This window comes from Enterobacter cloacae complex sp. IR5412, from assembly GCF_049237385.1.
GTDB classification, from domain to species: domain Bacteria; phylum Pseudomonadota; class Gammaproteobacteria; order Enterobacterales; family Enterobacteriaceae; genus Enterobacter; species Enterobacter intestinihominis.
This window is the reverse complement of the sequence record NZ_JBMKHQ010000004.1, coordinates 252,941-270,239: the sequence shown is the minus strand read 5'-3', so window position 1 is coordinate 270,239 and position 17,299 is coordinate 252,941. Positions and strand designations below refer to the sequence as shown.

17 protein-coding genes are annotated in these 17,299 nt (G+C 57.6%); 7 read left to right on the top strand and 10 right to left on the bottom strand.

Annotated features, from left to right (window positions below; genetic code table 11):
• Positions 1-2 precede the first annotated feature (2 nt).
• Positions 3-1,148, top strand: coding sequence for a porin (locus ACOTX2_RS09980; RefSeq protein WP_022647296.1), 1,146 nt, complete (start codon positions 3-5; stop codon positions 1,146-1,148).
• 87 nt (positions 1,149-1,235) lie between these two features.
• Here ACOTX2_RS09980 and mnmH read toward each other — a convergent pair whose 3' ends face one another.
• From mnmH to ppiB, 5 genes are all read right to left on the bottom strand, one after another.
• Positions 1,236-2,306: a tRNA 2-selenouridine(34) synthase MnmH gene (mnmH, locus tag ACOTX2_RS09975; protein ID WP_063147958.1), complete on the bottom strand. Its 1,071-nt coding sequence runs from the start codon at positions 2,304-2,306 to the stop codon at positions 1,236-1,238.
• Between the two features lie 83 nt (positions 2,307-2,389).
• On the bottom strand, positions 2,390-3,457 hold the full coding sequence (gene purK, locus ACOTX2_RS09970; RefSeq protein ID WP_063147959.1) for a 5-(carboxyamino)imidazole ribonucleotide synthase: 1,068 nt from the start codon (positions 3,455-3,457) through the stop codon (positions 2,390-2,392).
• The gene (gene purE / locus ACOTX2_RS09965; protein ID WP_023299481.1) at positions 3,454-3,963 is read right to left on the bottom strand and encodes a 5-(carboxyamino)imidazole ribonucleotide mutase; all 510 of its coding nucleotides are present in this window, start codon (positions 3,961-3,963) and stop codon (positions 3,454-3,456) included. Before purE ends, purK begins: the two co-directional genes overlap by 4 nt.
• Positions 3,964-4,081: 118 nt before the next feature.
• A complete protein-coding gene (gene lpxH / locus ACOTX2_RS09960) occupies positions 4,082-4,804 on the bottom strand; it encodes a UDP-2,3-diacylglucosamine diphosphatase (protein ID WP_038415557.1) in 723 nt (240 codons plus the stop codon).
• Between the two features lie 3 nt (positions 4,805-4,807).
• Positions 4,808-5,302, bottom strand: a complete 495-nt coding sequence (gene ppiB / locus ACOTX2_RS09955) for a peptidylprolyl isomerase B (protein WP_000256009.1) — start codon at positions 5,300-5,302, stop codon at positions 4,808-4,810.
• A gap of 175 nt (positions 5,303-5,477) precedes the next feature.
• Between ppiB and cysS the strand changes: the two genes are divergently transcribed.
• Positions 5,478-6,863 carry a cysteine--tRNA ligase gene (gene cysS, locus ACOTX2_RS09950; RefSeq protein WP_023305609.1) on the top strand — a complete coding sequence of 462 codons (1,386 nt, stop codon included), beginning with the start codon at positions 5,478-5,480 and terminating at the stop codon, positions 6,861-6,863.
• 86 nt (positions 6,864-6,949) lie between these two features.
• On the opposite strand, the gene ACOTX2_RS09945 is transcribed toward cysS, so the two are convergent.
• The 5 genes from ACOTX2_RS09945 to folD form a co-directional block, all read right to left on the bottom strand.
• On the bottom strand, positions 6,950-7,474 hold the full coding sequence (locus ACOTX2_RS09945) for a metal-dependent hydrolase (RefSeq protein WP_045307898.1): 525 nt from the start codon (positions 7,472-7,474) through the stop codon (positions 6,950-6,952).
• A gap of 73 nt (positions 7,475-7,547) precedes the next feature.
• Positions 7,548-8,564 (bottom strand): Mal regulon transcriptional regulator MalI, encoded by a 1,017-nt coding sequence (gene malI / locus ACOTX2_RS09940; protein ID WP_023299483.1) that lies wholly within the window; start codon positions 8,562-8,564, stop codon positions 7,548-7,550.
• An 83-nt stretch (positions 8,565-8,647) separates the two neighbouring features.
• Positions 8,648-10,147, bottom strand: coding sequence for a PTS transporter subunit EIIC (locus ACOTX2_RS09935; RefSeq protein ID WP_003858916.1), 1,500 nt, complete (start codon positions 10,145-10,147; stop codon positions 8,648-8,650).
• A 281-nt stretch (positions 10,148-10,428) separates the two neighbouring features.
• Positions 10,429-10,641, bottom strand: coding sequence for a ribosome-associated protein YbcJ (ybcJ, locus tag ACOTX2_RS09930; RefSeq protein ID WP_022647303.1), 213 nt, complete (start codon positions 10,639-10,641; stop codon positions 10,429-10,431).
• 2 nt (positions 10,642-10,643) lie between these two features.
• Positions 10,644-11,510, bottom strand: a complete 867-nt coding sequence (folD, locus tag ACOTX2_RS09925; RefSeq protein WP_008499332.1) for a bifunctional methylenetetrahydrofolate dehydrogenase/methenyltetrahydrofolate cyclohydrolase FolD — start codon at positions 11,508-11,510, stop codon at positions 10,644-10,646.
• A gap of 310 nt (positions 11,511-11,820) precedes the next feature.
• On the opposite strand from folD, the gene fimA reads away from it, so the two are divergent.
• The 5 genes from fimA to fimH all read left to right on the top strand — a co-directional run bounded on the left by fimA (position 11,821) and on the right by fimH (position 17,296).
• The gene (fimA, locus tag ACOTX2_RS09920; protein WP_022647305.1) at positions 11,821-12,384 is read left to right on the top strand and encodes a type 1 fimbrial major subunit FimA; all 564 of its coding nucleotides are present in this window, start codon (positions 11,821-11,823) and stop codon (positions 12,382-12,384) included.
• Between the two features lie 69 nt (positions 12,385-12,453).
• On the top strand, positions 12,454-12,996 hold the full coding sequence (gene fimI, locus ACOTX2_RS09915; RefSeq protein ID WP_023305613.1) for a type 1 fimbrial protein subunit FimI: 543 nt from the start codon (positions 12,454-12,456) through the stop codon (positions 12,994-12,996).
• Positions 12,997-13,030: 34 nt separating this feature from the next.
• Entirely contained in the window at positions 13,031-13,723 is a 693-nt protein-coding gene (fimC, locus tag ACOTX2_RS09910) for a type 1 fimbria chaperone FimC (RefSeq protein ID WP_022647307.1), read from the top strand.
• Between the two features lie 14 nt (positions 13,724-13,737).
• Positions 13,738-16,296: a fimbrial biogenesis usher protein gene (locus ACOTX2_RS09905; protein WP_063147960.1), complete on the top strand. Its 2,559-nt coding sequence runs from the start codon at positions 13,738-13,740 to the stop codon at positions 16,294-16,296.
• On the top strand, positions 16,289-17,296 hold the full coding sequence (gene fimH / locus ACOTX2_RS09900; RefSeq protein WP_022647309.1) for a type 1 fimbria D-mannose specific adhesin FimH: 1,008 nt from the start codon (positions 16,289-16,291) through the stop codon (positions 17,294-17,296). The genes ACOTX2_RS09905 and fimH overlap by 8 nt, the downstream gene beginning before the upstream one ends.
• Positions 17,297-17,299 lie beyond the last annotated feature (3 nt).

Genomic DNA, 17,299 nt, shown 5'->3' with positions numbered 1-17,299 from the left:
TAATGACTATAAGAAAAACAGCGCTGGCGACAACGATCGGCGCAGCAGTGGCATTGGCTTCTTTCGCATCTCAGGCGGAAATCACCCTTCTGAAACAGGATCCGCAGGCGGGAAACCCGCTGAGCCGTCTGAACTTCACCGTTGGCGGCAGCATCCGTCCTCAGTTCCAGAACATGACCGGTGATGACGGCAAAAACGGCTACAAGCGTAACGGTTTTGACGGCGGTACCCGTTTCCGTTTCGCGGCAGACTACTACCTGTTCGATGACATCAGCTGGATCACCTACTACGAGCTGGGTGTGAACATTCCGGCGCAGTTTAACTGGGATAACCACTACGCCGACGGCGCGCACGATACTTCACGCCGTATGCTCTACACCGGTCTGAAGAGCGACACCTGGGGTACGCTGACCTTCGGCCAGCAGAACAGCGTGTACTATGACGTGGTGGGCGCAAAAACCGATATCTGGGACTACGACATGATTGGTCAGGCGTCGGGTAACGGGATCAACGGCGACTACGACGGCTCTTACCGTTCACGCCAGATGCTGAAGTACAAGAAAACCGTGGGCGATGCTGACATCTACGCATCCTATCTGTTTGAAGACAGCGAATACCTGCCGGGCAACGGCCTGCGCTACAAGCGTAAAGGCGGCGGTTCACTGGGTATCGATTACCACCTGACCACCGATCTGACCTGGGGCGCAGCGTGGAACTACACCCGCGCGGACATGCGTAATCCGGACAACGGCGACAGCAAATCCTACGACCAGAACATTCTCGGCACCGCACTGAGCTGGACGCCGGATAACTGGACCTTCTCCGCAGGCGGCGGCTGGTATCAGAACTTCATGACCACCAAAAAAGTGTCCGTTAACGACTACTTCGCCGGTGATGCATGGGGTATTGAATACTTTGCGGGTTACAAATTCCCGGTCGGTCAGTATGCGGTGAAATCCATTCAGCCGTACTTCATGGGCGACCGTATTGAGTACGTGAATGGCCGTAACTACCAGCGCATCGACAACGGCGTAGGTATCAGCGTCCAGCTGGACTACGGTTTCCGCGTGGATTACGAACACGTGTTCACCTCCAGCACCGACAACCTGGGCGACATGAACCTGGTGCGTCTGCGTTACGACTTCTAAGTGGTTTGTTCCCCGGTGGCGCTGCGCTTACCGGGGCTACAAAAGCACGCGTAGGCCGGGTAAGGCGTAGCCGCCACCCGGCTTTTTTCAGCGATCAAGCCACTTGGCAATTTCTTCGTACGTCCCGCGAAAAACAATCTTCTCCGCTTTCTTCTCCAGCTGATAGCCGTACATCGGGTCGTAATAGTCCTTCAGCAGCGGCACAAGCCAGCTGAAGTGCTCGTCAGTGCTTCCAGAGCGCTGTTGTTCCAGCAGCGCGGAATCTAATAGCGCGGTAAATTCCGCGAATCGTTGCAGCCCCAGACGACGGCGGATGGCGAACAGGCCGTGATGCAGGTATTCGCTGTAGGCTTTCCAGCCCGCTTCTTCACCGTAGGCGGCAAAAAAATCGGCCCACATGTGGTCGAAATACTCTTCGCGCAGGCGCTCAAGACGGATCTCAAACGGATCTTCGACCACCACGACAGGCGCTTCCGCCATGCGGTCGCGCAGGCACTCCGGCAGGTGGTTAGAGCCAATCATCCGGCCCTCATCCTCCAGCACCCAGCGCGCGGCATCTTTTTTTAGCAGCTCGACGGCAAGGTGATTCTCGAAGCTCGCCTGAGAAAGTTGCGGGGTGAGCGTGCGGCCAAATGACGAGCCGCGATGGTGCGCCAGCCCTTCCAGATCGATGCCCTGCGCATGCTGCTTCACCAGCAGCGTTTTGCCGTTTCCGGTACAGCCACCGATAAGCACCATCGGTTTTTGTGACTGTTCAATCGTCACCTGAATTGCCGTCTGGCGCAGGGCCTTATAGCCGCCGCGGATCAGCGGATAATCGATTCCCGCCTCTTTAAGCCAGGCCTGGGAGATATGTGAGCGCTGGCCACCGCGCGCGCAGCAAAGGTAGCCCTCAGGATGGGCCAGGCTGGCTTCGCGCCAGGCGTTGATGCGCGCCTCTCGCGTCTCGCCGTTGACCAGGCTATGGCCGAGCGTCAGTGCGGCGTCCGGACCCTGGCGTTTATAGCAGGTGCCGACGGCGGCACGCTCGTCGTCGTTCATTAAGGGCAGGTTGAGTGCGGCGGGCATCGCACCCTGGACAAATTCGATCGGCGCGCGAACGTCGATTAAAGGGGTATCGGACGCGAGGATCGCGCGATAGTCCGTTCCATCGTTCATGGTGGTTCCAGAAGAAAGCTAAGCAGCAATGGGCGGGAATTGTACGCCGGGGAAGGGGAAGGTCAACTCCCCGGCGGGGTTACTTACTTCAGTTTTGACTGCGCCCAGACAATCCCGCTCGCGTATTCTGGCGGCAGCAGGGGAACAATCGCTTCCAGCGTGGCGCTCAGGCGGTACGTGTCGGTATCGTTCAGGTTCAGGTGGCCGACCTTACGACCCGGGCGCACCGCTTTGTCGTACCAGTGCAGGTGCACCAGCGGCAGCTTCAGCCAGTCGTAGTTCAGATCGGTGCCGATCAGGTTGATCATCACCGACGGGCTGGTCACTACCGGCTGCGGCAGCGGCAGGTCAGTGATGGCGCGCAGGTGCAGCTCGAACTGGCTGATGGAGGCACCGTTTTGCGTCCAGTGGCCGCTGTTGTGCACGCGCGGCGCAAGTTCGTTGATCAGCAGACCCGATGGCGTGACGAAACACTCCATCGCCATTACGCCCACATAGCCCAGCTCATGCATGATGGCAGAGAGCATCTCTTCCGCCTGCGCCTGCTGGTCAGCATTGGCCTGCGGGAAGGCGACGCTGGTGCGCAGAATCCCGTCCTGATGCAGGTTATGCGTTAGCGGGTAAAAAACGGTGTGCCCGTCATGCCCGCGCGCGCCCACCAGCGACACTTCACCGCTGAAGTTTATGCCCTGCTCAACGATGCACTCGCCGTAGCAGTCGTCCGGCAGCTCGGCGGTGTCGTTCGCGCGCAGGCGCCACTGCCCGCGACCGTCGTAGCCGCCGACACGACGCTTCACGATCGCCAGATCGCCCAGCATGGCGAAGACGTCATTCCACTCGCTTTTGTCGGACAACAGCTGCCACGGCGCGGTCGCAAGGCCGAGCTTGTCGAACAGCTGCTTTTGCGTCAGACGGTCGGCGATGATCGGGAAGACGTCGCGGTTCACAAAGGCGTTATGGCGCGCCAGCTCGCGGGTCAGGGCGGTTTCCGGCCAGCGTTCAATTTCGGCGGTGATCACGCTCTGATGGAACGGCACGGCTTCCGGCTCGGCGTCCAGCCCGACGGGCCAGACGGCAATACCCAGCGGCTCACCGGCCTGACGCAGCATCCGGCCAAGCTGACCATTACCAAGAACGCAAACCTGCTTCATGCTGCACCCCGCGGATCCGGGTTATCCAGCACCTCGTCGGTCTGGGCTTTACGCCACTCCGCCAGGCGTTGATGTAAGTCATTATCATGCGTCGCGAGGATCTGCGCGGCCAGCAGGGCGGCATTTGCGGCACCCGCCTTACCAATCGCCAGCGTACCGACAGGGATACCGCGCGGCATCTGGACGATAGAGTACAGGCTATCAACCCCGCTTAACGCGGCGCTCTGTACCGGCACGCCCAGTACCGGCACCAGGGTTTTGGCGGCAATCATGCCCGGCAGATGTGCTGCGCCGCCCGCACCGGCAATGATCACCTCGTAACCGTTCTCTTCGGCGCTTTCGGCGAAGCTGAACAGTTTATCCGGCGTACGGTGCGCGGAAACCACTTCAACGTGGTGCGGAACATTCAGGATTTCAAAGATTTCGGCGGCGAACTGCATGGTAGCCCAGTCGCTTTTGGACCCCATCACGATGGCGACACGCGCCGGATTATTGCGGGAAGACATGCGTCTTAAAACTCCTGTGGTGCGGAACACACTGCTTTCGAGGGCACAGAGAATAGCATGTAATACCGGCAAGGAAAACGGTTGCGTGGTCGTGAAATGCGCGAAAAAACGAGGAGGGTTAGAACGGGAAGGCGATCAGTTCCACACCTTCCGGCGTGACTTTGACCATCGATCCTTCGCTGTGCCAGGCGCCTAAAACCACGCGATGGGCGGGCTCGCCGTTGGCGATAAGGGAATGCACATCGGGACGATGGGTATGGCCGTGGATCAGCCACTGAACGCGATGCTTCTCCATTACCTTCACCACCGCCTGCGGGTTGACGTCCATGATGGTCATCGATTTGCTGCTGTTGGCGGCCTTGCTGCCCGCGCGCATTCTGGCGGCGATGCGGTTGCGGATAAACAGCGGCAGGGCGAGGAACACTTTCTGGATCCACGGGGTGTGAACTTTGGCGCGAAACGCCAGGTAGCCGGTATCGTCAGTGCAGAGCGTGTCGCCGTGCATGATCAGAATATTGCGGCCATAGAGGTCAAGCACCTGCTCTTCCGGCAGCAGCGTCATGCCGCTCTCGCGGGCGTAGCGCTGGCCGATCAGGAAATCACGGTTGCCGTGAATGAAATAGCAGGGGACGCCGGAATCCACCAGCGCTTTAATGGCCGCTGCCATCTCACGGTGCAGCGGGTTCGGATCGTCGTCGCCTATCCAGGCCTCAAACAGGTCACCCAGAATGTACAGCGCATCGGCGCTTTTCGCTTCACCGCGTAAAAAACGCAGAAAACCGGCGGTTATCGCCGGTTCTTCTGTTTGCAGATGCAGATCCGCAATAAAGAGTGTCGCCACGAATTACTCGCTGACGGTCACGCTTGTGATCACAACGTCTTCTTTAGGAACGTCCTGGTGCATACCGCTGCGGCCAGTAGAAACGGCTTTGATCTTGTCGACCACGTCCATGCCTTCAACCACTTCTGCGAATACGCAGTAGCCCCAGCCCTGCAGGCTTTCGCCAGAGAAGTTCAGGAAGTCGTTGTCCGCCACGTTAATGAAGAACTGTGCGGTAGCAGAGTGCGGGGCCTGAGTACGGGCCATTGCCAGCGTACCGCGGGTGTTTTTCAGGCCGTTGTTCGCTTCGTTTTTGATCGCTTCTTTCGTCTCTTTCTGGCGCATGCCAGGCTCGAAACCGCCGCCCTGGATCATAAAGCCGTTGATCACACGGTGGAAAATAGTGTTGTTGTAGAAACCTTCGCGGCAGTAGTCCAGGAAGTTTTTAACTGTTTCAGGCGCTTTGTCATCAAAGGTTTTGATTACGATATCGCCATGATTAGTGTGGAAAGTAACCATTTTTGCATCCTGTTCCGTTATTGTGGTGCGTCGACCCGTGCTCGGGTCACATATAGGGGCTTGTTATAGCATAACCACAGGACACGATCACCTTGCATTGTGTGCTGACCGTGCTCCGAATTATGGGTATTATAAGGAACAAACAATCCACACACGTGTTTACATGGAATCTTCGATGTTAAAAATCTTTAATACAATGACGCGCCAAAAAGAGGAATTTAAACCTATCCATGCCGGGGAAGTCGGCATGTACGTGTGTGGTATTACGGTTTACGATCTCTGTCATATCGGCCATGGCCGTACCTTTGTCGCGTTCGACGTGGTGTCCCGCTACCTGCGCTTCCTGGGCTATAACCTGAAGTATGTGCGCAACATCACCGACATCGACGACAAAATCATTAAACGTGCTAATGAAAATGGCGAAAGCTTTGTCGCGCTGGTGGATCGCATGATCGCCGAAATGCACAAGGATTTTGATGCCTTGAATATTCTGCGCCCGGATAGCGAGCCGCGTGCGACCCACCATATTCATGAAATCATTGAGATCACCCAAAAGCTGATCGAGCGCGGTCACGCCTATGTGGCGGACAACGGCGACGTGATGTTCTCGGTGCCGACGGACCCAACCTACGGTGCGCTTTCCCGCCAGGATCTGGACCAGCTCCAGGCCGGTGCACGCGTGGACGTGGTTGACGTGAAGCGTAATCCGATGGACTTCGTGCTGTGGAAGATGTCCAAAGCGGGCGAACCGAGCTGGCCATCCCCGTGGGGCGAAGGGCGTCCGGGCTGGCACATTGAATGTTCCGCGATGAACTGCAAACAGCTGGGCAACCATTTCGACATTCACGGCGGCGGTTCGGATCTGATGTTCCCGCACCACGAAAACGAAATCGCGCAGTCCACCTGTGCTCACGGCGGCGAGTACGTGAACTACTGGATGCACTCCGGGATGGTTATGGTTGACCGCGAGAAGATGTCGAAATCGCTGGGTAACTTCTTCACCGTGCGCGACGTGCTGAAGTATTACGACGCGGAAACCGTGCGCTACTTCCTGATGTCCGGCCACTATCGCAGCCAGCTGAACTACAGCGAAGAGAACCTGAAGCAGGCGCGCGCTGCGCTGGAGCGTCTGTATACCGCACTGCGCGGCACCGACAGGTCTGTTCCGGCCGCTGGCGGCGAGGCGTTCGAAGCCCGCTTCGTTGAGGTCATGAACGACGACTTCAACACCCCGGAAGCCTACTCCGTGCTGTTCGACATGGCGCGTGAGGTGAATCGCCTGAAGTCAGAAGATATGGCGGCGGCGAATGCGCTGGCGTCTCATCTGCGTAAGCTCTCTTCCGTGCTCGGCCTGCTGGAGCAGGACCCGGACGTGTTCCTGCAAAGCGGCGCGCAGGCGGACGACGGTGAAGTAGCGGAAATTGAAGCACTGATTAAAGCGCGTCTGGAAGCGCGTCAGGCGAAAGACTGGGCGGCGGCGGATGCGGCGCGTAACCGTCTGACCGAGATGGGTATTATTCTGGAAGACGGCCCGCAGGGCACCACCTGGCGTCGTAAGTAAGTCCGTAATGCCCGGTGGCGCTTACGCTTACCGGGCCTACAGGTGAAAGCAGGCCGGGTAAGGCGCAGCCGCCACCCGGTTTTTTTTTACCTTCTCTTCTTCCACCATAATACTCCCATCAGCACGATTCCCGGCAGCCACACCCACAGCAGTTCCGAGATAATCACCTGATGCCCGTACGGCGTGGTATAGCGCGACAGTGCAAACGGCGCGACCTTAATCACCTGCCACGGTGCAAAGAAGCGCTCATCTGACCAGGGCCACAGCCAGCCGACGCCTTTCCCGCCGGTGGTAATCGAATCCAGCAGGCTGTGCGACAGCAGCGACACGGTTAAAAACAGCCAGCAGCGCGACAGGCTGGCCCGGAACCATCGACGCCCAGCCAGCACGCAAAGTATGGGCACTACCAAGGCAAACAGCAGCGAATGAGTGAAACCGCGGTGGCCGAAAATATTCCCGTAGGCGACACCGAATTTAAACGCCAGTACGTCAGCGTCAGGCAGCATGGCGAGGACGATCCCGGCAAACAGCAGGCGGGGTGGGATGACTTTGGTTCCGAGCCCTAAGCCCAGACACAGAGGTACGGCAGCGTGGGTGATAACGGTAGGCATTGCATTTATCCATGGCAAATCATGGAAATATAGCAGTCATCTCGCGCTATAAGACCCATGCTAAATTCTGAATTTACGCCGATTCCCGCGCGATAAGCTGGCCGGAGAGGGTAATACGCTGCGTTTGCAGATCCGGCTCCTTCAGCCTGCGGATCATCAGCCCTGCCGCCTGGCGGCCTGTCTCTTCGCTGGCAGACGAAACGTAAGTCAGTGACGGCGACGTGAGGTTTACGTGAAGCATATCTTCAAAGCCGATCAGCGCCACCTGCTGAGTCAGGAAAACATCTTTGCCCACCGTGCGCCCCACCTGGTGAATGCCGGAGATCGAACCGATCATCGCGTCCGGCGAATGGCAGAGCAGGGCGGTAATCGTGTTGTTCTTCTCCAGCAGCTGGCGAGTCGCCATGGCCGCCGCCTGCGTATCATCGGTGCAGGCGGGAGAATATTCCTCACGCCAGACCAGGCCGTTCTGCGTCATCGCGCTGCGAAAACCGAGCAGGCGCTGCTCGCGAATACGGCACCCGTCGCGCCCGCCAATGTAGGCGATGGTGCGGTGCCCGCGCTCGATAAGATAACGCGCGGCCAGGTTCGCCGCCTGGCGGTTATCGCGCATCACCAGGTTGCATTTCTCTTCCAGCAACGACTGCGAAACCGCCACAAGCGGCAGCGGGCATTGGCGAATGTGTTCCGGGAGAGAGGCGGCGCGGGTGTCCGACGCCAGATAGATGACGCCCGCCACGCCCTGCTGCTTAAATGAGAGCAGGGTACGCTCAAGATGTTCGTCGTCGTTCAGCGGCTGACCGAGAAAAACCATATAACCCTGTTTCTCCAGCTCCTGAACGATGCTCGCCATCACTTTGATGGAAAAGCTGTCGCTGAAGTCCCGCAGGATCAGGCCGATTAAATTGGAGGTGTTGGCGCGAAGGTTGGCAGCGGCGACGTTATGAACATAGCCCAGCGTTGTGATGGCGGCATTGACCTTCCCGATCGTCGCCTCTGAGATCTTCCCTTTCTGGCGCAGCACCAGCGACACGGTAGAAACCGACACGCCCGCATGCTTTGCAACATCAATAATGCTGACTTTCTTCAAAACCGCTCCCTGAAATTTACCGATTATCAGCCAGATAAGAGGCGTACCCCAGCGTACAGGAGACGCCTCCTTCAGGCATCTTATTATTTGCCAATCATCGTGGACATGGTCTGGGCGATAAACTGTGCTCTGGCCCCGAAAATCACCTGTATCCCGTTGTCGCCAACAAACACCACGCCGCGTGCGCCCAGCCCGTTCAGCCCGTCCCGGTCCACCGCTTCGCTCTTCGCCACTTCCAGACGCAAACGCGTGATGCAGGAGCCGACAGAATCAATGTTCTGCGCACCGCCCAGCAGGCCGATGATTTCGGTGGCAAGTTCGGAATCGGACTTGTCATTCGCGCTGGCGGTCACTTCGGTGCGGCCCGGCGTTTTCACGTCGAAACGGCGGATCACGAAGCGGAAGGTGAAATAGTAAATCAGGGCCATTGGGATACCGATGATAATGGCGCTCAGGAAGTTGGTCTGATAGCCGTTAAACGACGGCAGGATCCCGAACGACAGGTAGTCGATAAAGCCCGCCGAGAACGACTTGGCGATGTGCGCATGCAGCAGGTACATGGTCATGTACGCCAGGCCCGCCATGATGGCGTTGAAGACGTAAAGGATCGGCGCCACGAAGATAAAGGTGAACTCTACCGGCTCGGTGATGCCCGTCAGGAAGCAGGTGAGGGCGGCGGAGAAGAGAATACCGGCCGCGATTTTCTTATTCTTCGTATGCGCTTCATGGTACATCGCAAGGCACGCCGCAGGCAGCGCGAACAGCATCAGCGGGAACTCGCCCTGCATGAATTTCCCGGCGTTCTGGTAGGTATCGCTGCTGAAGGATTTCACCCCCTCTTCGAGCATCTTGAACCAGATGGTCTGGTCGCCGTGGATCACCTGACCCGCCTGGGTGGTGTAATCCCCGAACGAATACCAGAAGGAGGGATACCAGATGTGGTGCAGGCCGAGCGGGATCAACGCGCGCTCCACCAGCCCGAAGATAAAGGTCGAGGCCGCCTGGTTATCGCCGTTCACCACCACGGACAGGGCGTCGATCCCGGACTGAATATGCTGCCACACGTACGGCAGCAGCAGGCCGAGCAGGAACGACAGAAATGCCGTCGCAATCGCCACAAAACGCTTCCCGGAGAAGAAGCCGAGGAATTCCGGCAGCTGCATGGTGTGGAAGCGGTTGTAGCACCAGGCCGCGAGAATACCGCAGATCAGGCCGCCAAAGACGCCCATCTGCAACGTCGGAATGCCGACGACCATGGCGTATTTCCCGCCCTGGGAGGCCATTTCCGGCGTAATGCTCAGCACGGTGCTGATGGTGATGTTGGTGACAAACACCGAGACCGCCGCAGAGAGTGCCGCAATGCCGGATTCCGAAGCCAGACCGACGGCAGAGCCGATGGCGAACAGCATCGGCAGGTTATCAAAGATAACCCCGCCGGCGTTCATCATCAGCGGCAGGTGGAACTTATCGCCGAAGGCCAGCAGCAGGCCCGCAGCGGGAAGCAGTGAAATTGGCAGCATTAAGGCGCGACCAATCATCGATAACTTAGACAGCGATTTAACAAACCCTGATATCAGACTCATGCTGATTTCCCCCGAGTAGCGCTTTTTCGCGCTGTTATTGTAAGTAGAACGTTTTAGTAGAACGTTCTACTTATCGTGGGGAAAGTCTGAAAATCGCGCAACATAATTTTCACGTTTCGCCAGAGGGAATAGTGATTATTTGAAGTTGATCGATAATTAACCGTGATGGGTGTGAGGGGATTGTGAGAGAAATTGCCGGGTGGCGGCTTCGCCTTACCCGGCCTACAAACGGAGACAGTACGTAGGCCCGGTAAGCGCAGCGCCACCGGGCATCAGACAGCTCAGGCCGTCACGGTCACGCTCTGACCTGCAAAGCTCACGGTCTGGCCCGCGACAATTTTGCAGCGCTTGCGGGTTTCCACCGTGCCGTCTACTTTTACCTGCCCGTCGGCGATGACGATTTTCGCCTGCGCACCGCTTTCGCTCCAGCCTTCCAGCTTCAGCAGATCGCACAGCTCAACGTGCGGATGTTTACCTAAAGAAAAAGTTGCCATGATTACGCGTCCTCTACGTCGTGATACTCCTCGCACGCCTGCAAGGTATTCTGAATCAGTGTTGCTACCGTCATCGGGCCTACGCCGCCCGGGACCGGAGTAATATAGGAGGCGCGCGCTGCGGCATCTTCATACACCACGTCGCCAACCACTTTGCCGTTTTCCAGACGGTTAATACCCACGTCCACGACGATTGCGCCCTCTTTGATCCACTCGCCCGGAATAAAGCCCGGCTTGCCGACCGCAACGATCAGCAGATCGGCGTTTTCGACGTGATGACGCAGGTTTTTGGTGAAGCGGTGGGTAACGGTGGTGGTGCAGCCCGCCAGCAGCAGCTCCATGCTCATCGGGCGGCCCACGATGTTGGAGGCGCCAATCACCACGGCGTTCAGGCCATAGGTGTCGATGTTATAACGCTCCAGCAGCGTCACGATGCCGCGCGGGGTGCACGGACGCAGGCGCGGCGCGCGCTGGCACAGGCGGCCCACGTTATACGGATGGAAACCGTCAACGTCTTTGTCCGGCGCGATACGCTCCAGCACCTTCACGTTGTCGATGCCCGCAGGCAGCGGCAGCTGAACCAGAATGCCGTCGATCTCTTTATCGGCATTCAGGGTGTCAATCAGTTCCAGCAGTTCCGCTTCGCTGGTGGTTTCCGGCAGATCGTAAGAGCGGGAGACGAACCCCACCTCTTCACACGCTTTGCGTTTGCTGCCGACATAAATTTGCGAGGCCGGGTTGCTGCCAACCAGCACTACGGCCAGCCCTGGAGCGCGTTTTCCGGCAGCTTTACGCGCCTTCACTTTTTCCGCAACCTCAGAGCGCACCTGCTGCGCAATCGTTTTACCGTCAATAATCTTTGCTGCCATCAGAGAGAAGATTCCGTCTGTAACGTTAGAAAGGGGGGATTACCTGTATTTTGTCAGAAGCGAGCGCCGCTGTCAGTCACCCTTTACGAGATTTCATCGATGGCCCGCAAAACCCCTTCTCAGGGCATGGTCAATTTCTTAGAGGCGATTAGGATGTGACCTGGCAAAATGGCAGCGTTTTGACATATTACAAAATAGATTCCTGAGCTACTTTGTCCTCTCCGAAATAAGCCTTCAATTTTTTAATTGAACGTATTTCTTATTCCCGAATATGCGCGGGAAGGGTTATTTACATTTTAAAGGAATAGACATGAAACTCAGCAACATTGCTTCTACTGTTATTGCAACTCTGGCCCTGGTCGCGGGTGCCGCTCACGCAGAAGATCCGGTAGCACCTGTATCTGTAAACGGTGGTACGGTGCATTTTAAAGGTGAATTAGTGAATGCCGCGTGTTCAGTGAATACTGACTCTTCAGAGCAGACGGTTAATCTCGGCCAGTACCGTACCGCGAAATTCACTAAAGTGGGTGACACCACCTCCAATATTCCCTTCACCATCGAACTGAACGACTGCGATCCTGCGGTAGCGAAAACCGCTGCTGTCGCGTTTACCGGCCAGATCGACGCCACCGACAAAACGCTGCTGGCGGTAAGCTCCGGTAACAACGACAACTCCGCGAAGGGCGTAGGCATTGAGATCCTCGACAGCAAATCCTCCACGCTGACCCCGGACGGTGCAACCTTCTCTGCGGCGCAGAACCTGATTGAAGGGACTAACACCCTGAACTTCACCGCGCGCTATAAAGCCACGGCGGCGACCACCGCGCCAGGCCAGGCAAACGCGGACGCAACATTCGTAATGAAATACGAGTAATGCCTGAGTACAGGGATGTGGCTGGCCTCAGGGAAGAGGTCTTTTGATCGCCTATACCGGGAGCGAAGGATGACAAGGACTGGGATACTGCTGTGTGCCCTTGCGATTGCCTCAGCGGTAAACGCACATACCGTTGTCATAGACGGCGGCAAAGTACACCTCAGGGGAGAGCTGGTTAACGGCGGCTGCGCCGTGGCCCCGGACAGCCAGAATATGCGCGTGGATATGGGGCAATACCGCACAAACGCCTTTTCCGGCGTCGGCAGCTTTTCCACGGTTAATGTGCCTTTCACCGTACGTCTGCTGGATTGCAGCGTGGACGTCTCCCGCACCGTGGGGATCCAGTTCCAGGGAGTGACACCGGCAGAAGACCCGCAGGTTTTCCTGGCGACATCGCGGCCGGGGGAAAATGCGGTCAGCAGTGGTGTCGGACTGGCGCTTTTTGACGAACAGCAACGTCAGATCATCCCGAACGCGACGGCAGTGAGCTGGTTACCCATTAACACCCGCGAGCTGGTATTTCATTTCAGCGCCCGCTACCGGGCTATTTCCGAACACCTTGTACCAGGCACTATTCAGTCGAATGTCTGGTTTACGTTGATTTATCCCTGACGCCTGCGAACTAATTATTAAAGGTACGGTTGTGATGAACACCCTGATTAAACCTGGACTGTTTTTAACTTTTATTTTGATGATGGTTTCTGCCAGCGCGAATGCATCCGGCGGAATTGCGCTGGGCGCGACGCGCGTTATTTATCCGGCCGATGCAAAACAAACGTCGCTGGCGATCACCAACAGCAATAAACAAGAGCGCTATTTAATTAACGCGTGGATAGAAAATGCCAACGGGCAAAAGGAAAAAACCTTTGCCGTCACGCCGCCGCTGTTTGTCAGCGAGCCGGCCAGCGAAAACACCCTGCGCATTATCTACGCAGGCCCGGCGCTGCCTGCCGATCGCGAATCGCTCTTTTACATGAACGTCAAAGCGATTCCCTCCGTCAGCAAAAAACATCAGGACGGCAACAACGTCCTGCAACTGGCTATTCTGTCACGCATCAAGCTGTTTGTTCGCCCGGCTAACCTGGCGATGCCGCCGGAAGAGGCGCTCTCACAGCTGCGTTTTGAGCGCGTCGGCAACCATCTTAAGGTGAGCAATGCCTCGCCGTATTACGTCACGCTGGTCAATCTGAAGCTCGGCGGTCAGACGCTGGAGAACCTGATGGTTGCCCCTAAAAGCTCGGCGCAGCAGGTGCTGCCTGCCGCAGCGAGCGGCACGCTCTCCTGGCAGAGTGTGAATGACTACGGTGCCATTACGCCGGCGCGTAGCGTCAGCCTGTGAGCAGAGACAGGGCGATGAACACTCAATGGCGTTACTGCCCGGTTGCGCTGGCACTGATGGCAACGCTCTGGCCACACGCTGGCTGGGGCGAAAGCTACTTTAACCCGGCGTTTCTCTCCGATGACGCGGCGAACGTGGCGGATTTGTCGCGTTTTGAGAAAGGCCACCAGCAGGCACCGGGCGTCTATCGCGTCGATATCTGGCGTAACGATGAGTTTATCGGCACCCAGGACGTGCGGTTTGAGCAAGCCGACAACACGCCGCCGGTCGCGGGCGGTTTGTCGCCGTGCATTACGCGCGCGATGCTCGATCGCTTTGGCGTCAATATCGCCGCCTTCCCGGAACTGAGCAACGTGCAGGGCGAGGCCTGCGTTCCGCTCACCACGGCTATTCCGGGCAGCGAAACGGCGTTCAACTTCGCCTCGTTGCGCCTTAACGTCAGTCTGCCTCAGGTGGCGATGCAAAACAGCGCCCGCGGGTATATTCCGCCTGAACAGTGGGATGAAGGCATCCCCGCCGCGCTGCTGAACTACAGCTTCACCGGCAACCGGGGCAGCGACGACGACAGCTACTATCTGAACCTGCAAAGCGGGTTGAACTATGGCGCCTGGCGATTACGCAATAACGGCGCGTGGCGTTATACCGAAAGCAACGGCCAGCGGCACAGCAGCTGGCAAAATATTGGCACCTGGGCGCAGCGTACGGTCATTCCGCTAAAAAGCGAGCTGGTGCTCGGCGACAGCAACACCGGTAACGATGTCTTCGACAGCGTCGGTTTTCGCGGTGGTCGGCTCTATTCGTCCGACAGCATGTATCCGGACAGCCTGCAAGGCTACGCGCCTACCGTACGCGGAATCGCCCGCACCCCTGCCAAAGTGGTGATCCGCCAGAACGGATACGTGATTTACCAGAGCTATGTGCAGCCGGGGGCTTTTGCGATAACTGACCTTAACCCGACCTCCTCAAGCGGTGACCTGGAGGTGACGGTGGAAGAGAAGGACGGCAGCCAGCAGCGCTACACCGTCCCGTATTCCACCGTTCCGTTGCTTCAGCGTGAAGGACGCTGGAAATACGATCTGGTGGCAGGGGACTATCGCAGCGGCAACAGCGAGCAGGACACGCCGTTCTTTACTCAGGGTACGATGATTGCGGGTCTTGCCGACGGCTACACGCTGTACGGCGGAACGCAGCTGGCCTCGCGCTATACCGCCATCGCCATTGGCGCGGGAAAAAACCTCGGTGACTGGGGGGCGGTGTCACTTGACCTCACCCATGCCCGCAGCCAGCTTGCCGATGACAGCCGCCATGAAGGGCAGTCCCTGCGGTTCCTGTACGCAAAATCCCTTAACGGATTCGGCACCAACTTCCAGCTGCTGGGCTATCGCTACTCGACCAAAGGCTTCTACACCCTCGACGATGTGGCCTGGCGCACAATGGAAGGCTACCAGTATGGCGACGATCAGGACGATGACGGCGTGCCGGACGTGCAGAGCTATCACAACCTGACGCTGAATAAAAAAGGACGTTTCCAGCTCAATATCTCCCAGTCTCTTGGCGATTACGGCTCGGTGTACGTGTCGGGCAGCCAGCAAAGTTACTGGGGTACCAGCGAGTCCAACGTCTGGTATCAGCTCGGCTACGCCGGCGGGGTGAACGGGATCAGCTACGCCTTATCCTGGTCATGGAACAAGGCCGTCGGCATTGAAGGAACTGACCGGATCGCCTCGTTTAACGTCTCCGTCCCGTTCAGCCTGTTCACCCGTCACGGCTACCGTCGCGATAACGCGATCGACCGGGCCTATGCCACGGCCTCAGCCAGCCGCAACAGCGACGGTGATACCAGCTGGCAGACCGGGATCAGCGGAACGCTGCTCCAGGATCGTAACCTGAACTACAGCGTCACGCAGGGTCACACCAGCAATAACGGTGCCAGCGGCAGCGCCAGCGCTAACTGGCAGGCAACGTACGGTACGCTGGGCGTGGGCTACAACTACACGCGGGATCAGCACGACCTCAACTGGCAGCTCTCCGGCGGCGTGGTAGGGCATTCAGACGGCATCACTTTCAGTCAGCCGCTGGGCGATACCAACGTCTTGATCAAAGCGCCGGGCGCGTCAGGCGTGAGCGTCGAAAACCAGACCGGCGTCAAAACAGACTGGCGTGGCTATGCGGTGATGCCGTACGCCACGGTGTACCGTTACAACCGCGTGGCGCTCGACACTAACACCATGAGCAACAACACCGACATTGAAAATAACGTTTCCAGCGTCGTGCCGACGAACGGTGCGCTGGTGCGCGCCAGTTTTGACACCCGCATCGGCGTGCGTGCGTTGCTCACCGTGAAGCGTGATAACCAGCCTGTGCCGTTTGGGGCGGTGGTGCGTGAGACGCAGAGCGGCGTAACCAGCATGGTGGGCGATGACGGGCAGATTTACCTGAGCGGGCTGCCGCTGGAAGGGGAACTGCTGATTCAGTGGGGAGACGGGAAGCAGTCCCAGTGTCGTGCGCCCTACAGCCTGCCAGAACAGAGCCTGCAACAGGCGATCACACTTAAGGGGATCCGCTGTGAATAAAATCCATTATCTGGGGCTATCCCTTCTGGCATTTTTGCCGCTATCTGAGGCGTTCGCCACCGTCTGCGTCAATGAAAATGGCGTGCCGACGGAGGTGTATTACGACCTGACGGATAAATTCAACAGCTCCAATAACCAGGTGGGGCAGATTGTTACACTCAGCGAGAAGTCCCAGTGGGTGGGCGTCAACGCCGTCTGCCCTAAGGGAACGTCCGGGAACACCACCAAGCGTAGCTATGTGACCGAATTCCCGGTCACAGGCACCAGCGATGGCTACCAGTATCTGAAGCTAAACGACTATCTGGACGGGGCGATGAAAATCACCGACAGCTACGCTGGCACGTTCTATCCACCCAGAAAGTACATTCAGATGGGGAGCCATCCGAACGTGTCTAAAAACAAACCGTTTGGTGTACAGGATTCCAGCCTCGTCTTTCGGCTTAAGGTGACCCGACGCTTTATCAATATGGTGGTGATCCCCCGGGCAATCATGTTCCGGGTTTACGTCACCACGACCTCCACGGATCCGCTCACCACGCCGGTTTATACCATCAGCTACAGCGGGACCATTCAGGTGCCTCAGAGCTGTGAGATTAATGCCGGAAATGTGGTGGAGTTCGATTTCGGAGACATCGGCGCCTCTCTGTTCAGTAAAGCGGGCATCGGAAATAAGCCGGAGGGGATCTCAGCGCAAAGCAAAACCATCGGCATAAAATGCACCAACGTCGAGGCGAACGCCATGCTCACAATGCGTGTTGAAGCGGAGAAGGTTTCAGGCAGTACGCTGGTCTCTGATAATGCGGATGTGGGTTTTGTGATTGCCAACAGTAATGGCGTGCCGCTGACGCCGAACAACCTGACCAGCAAAATCCCGTTCCGTCTGGACGATAGCGCACAGGCACAGGTGGGGATCCGCGCGTGGCCCGTCAGCGTGACCGGTAAAAAACCTGCCGAGGGGCGTTTTACCTCTCGCGGCTATTTACGCGTCGACTATGACTAAGGA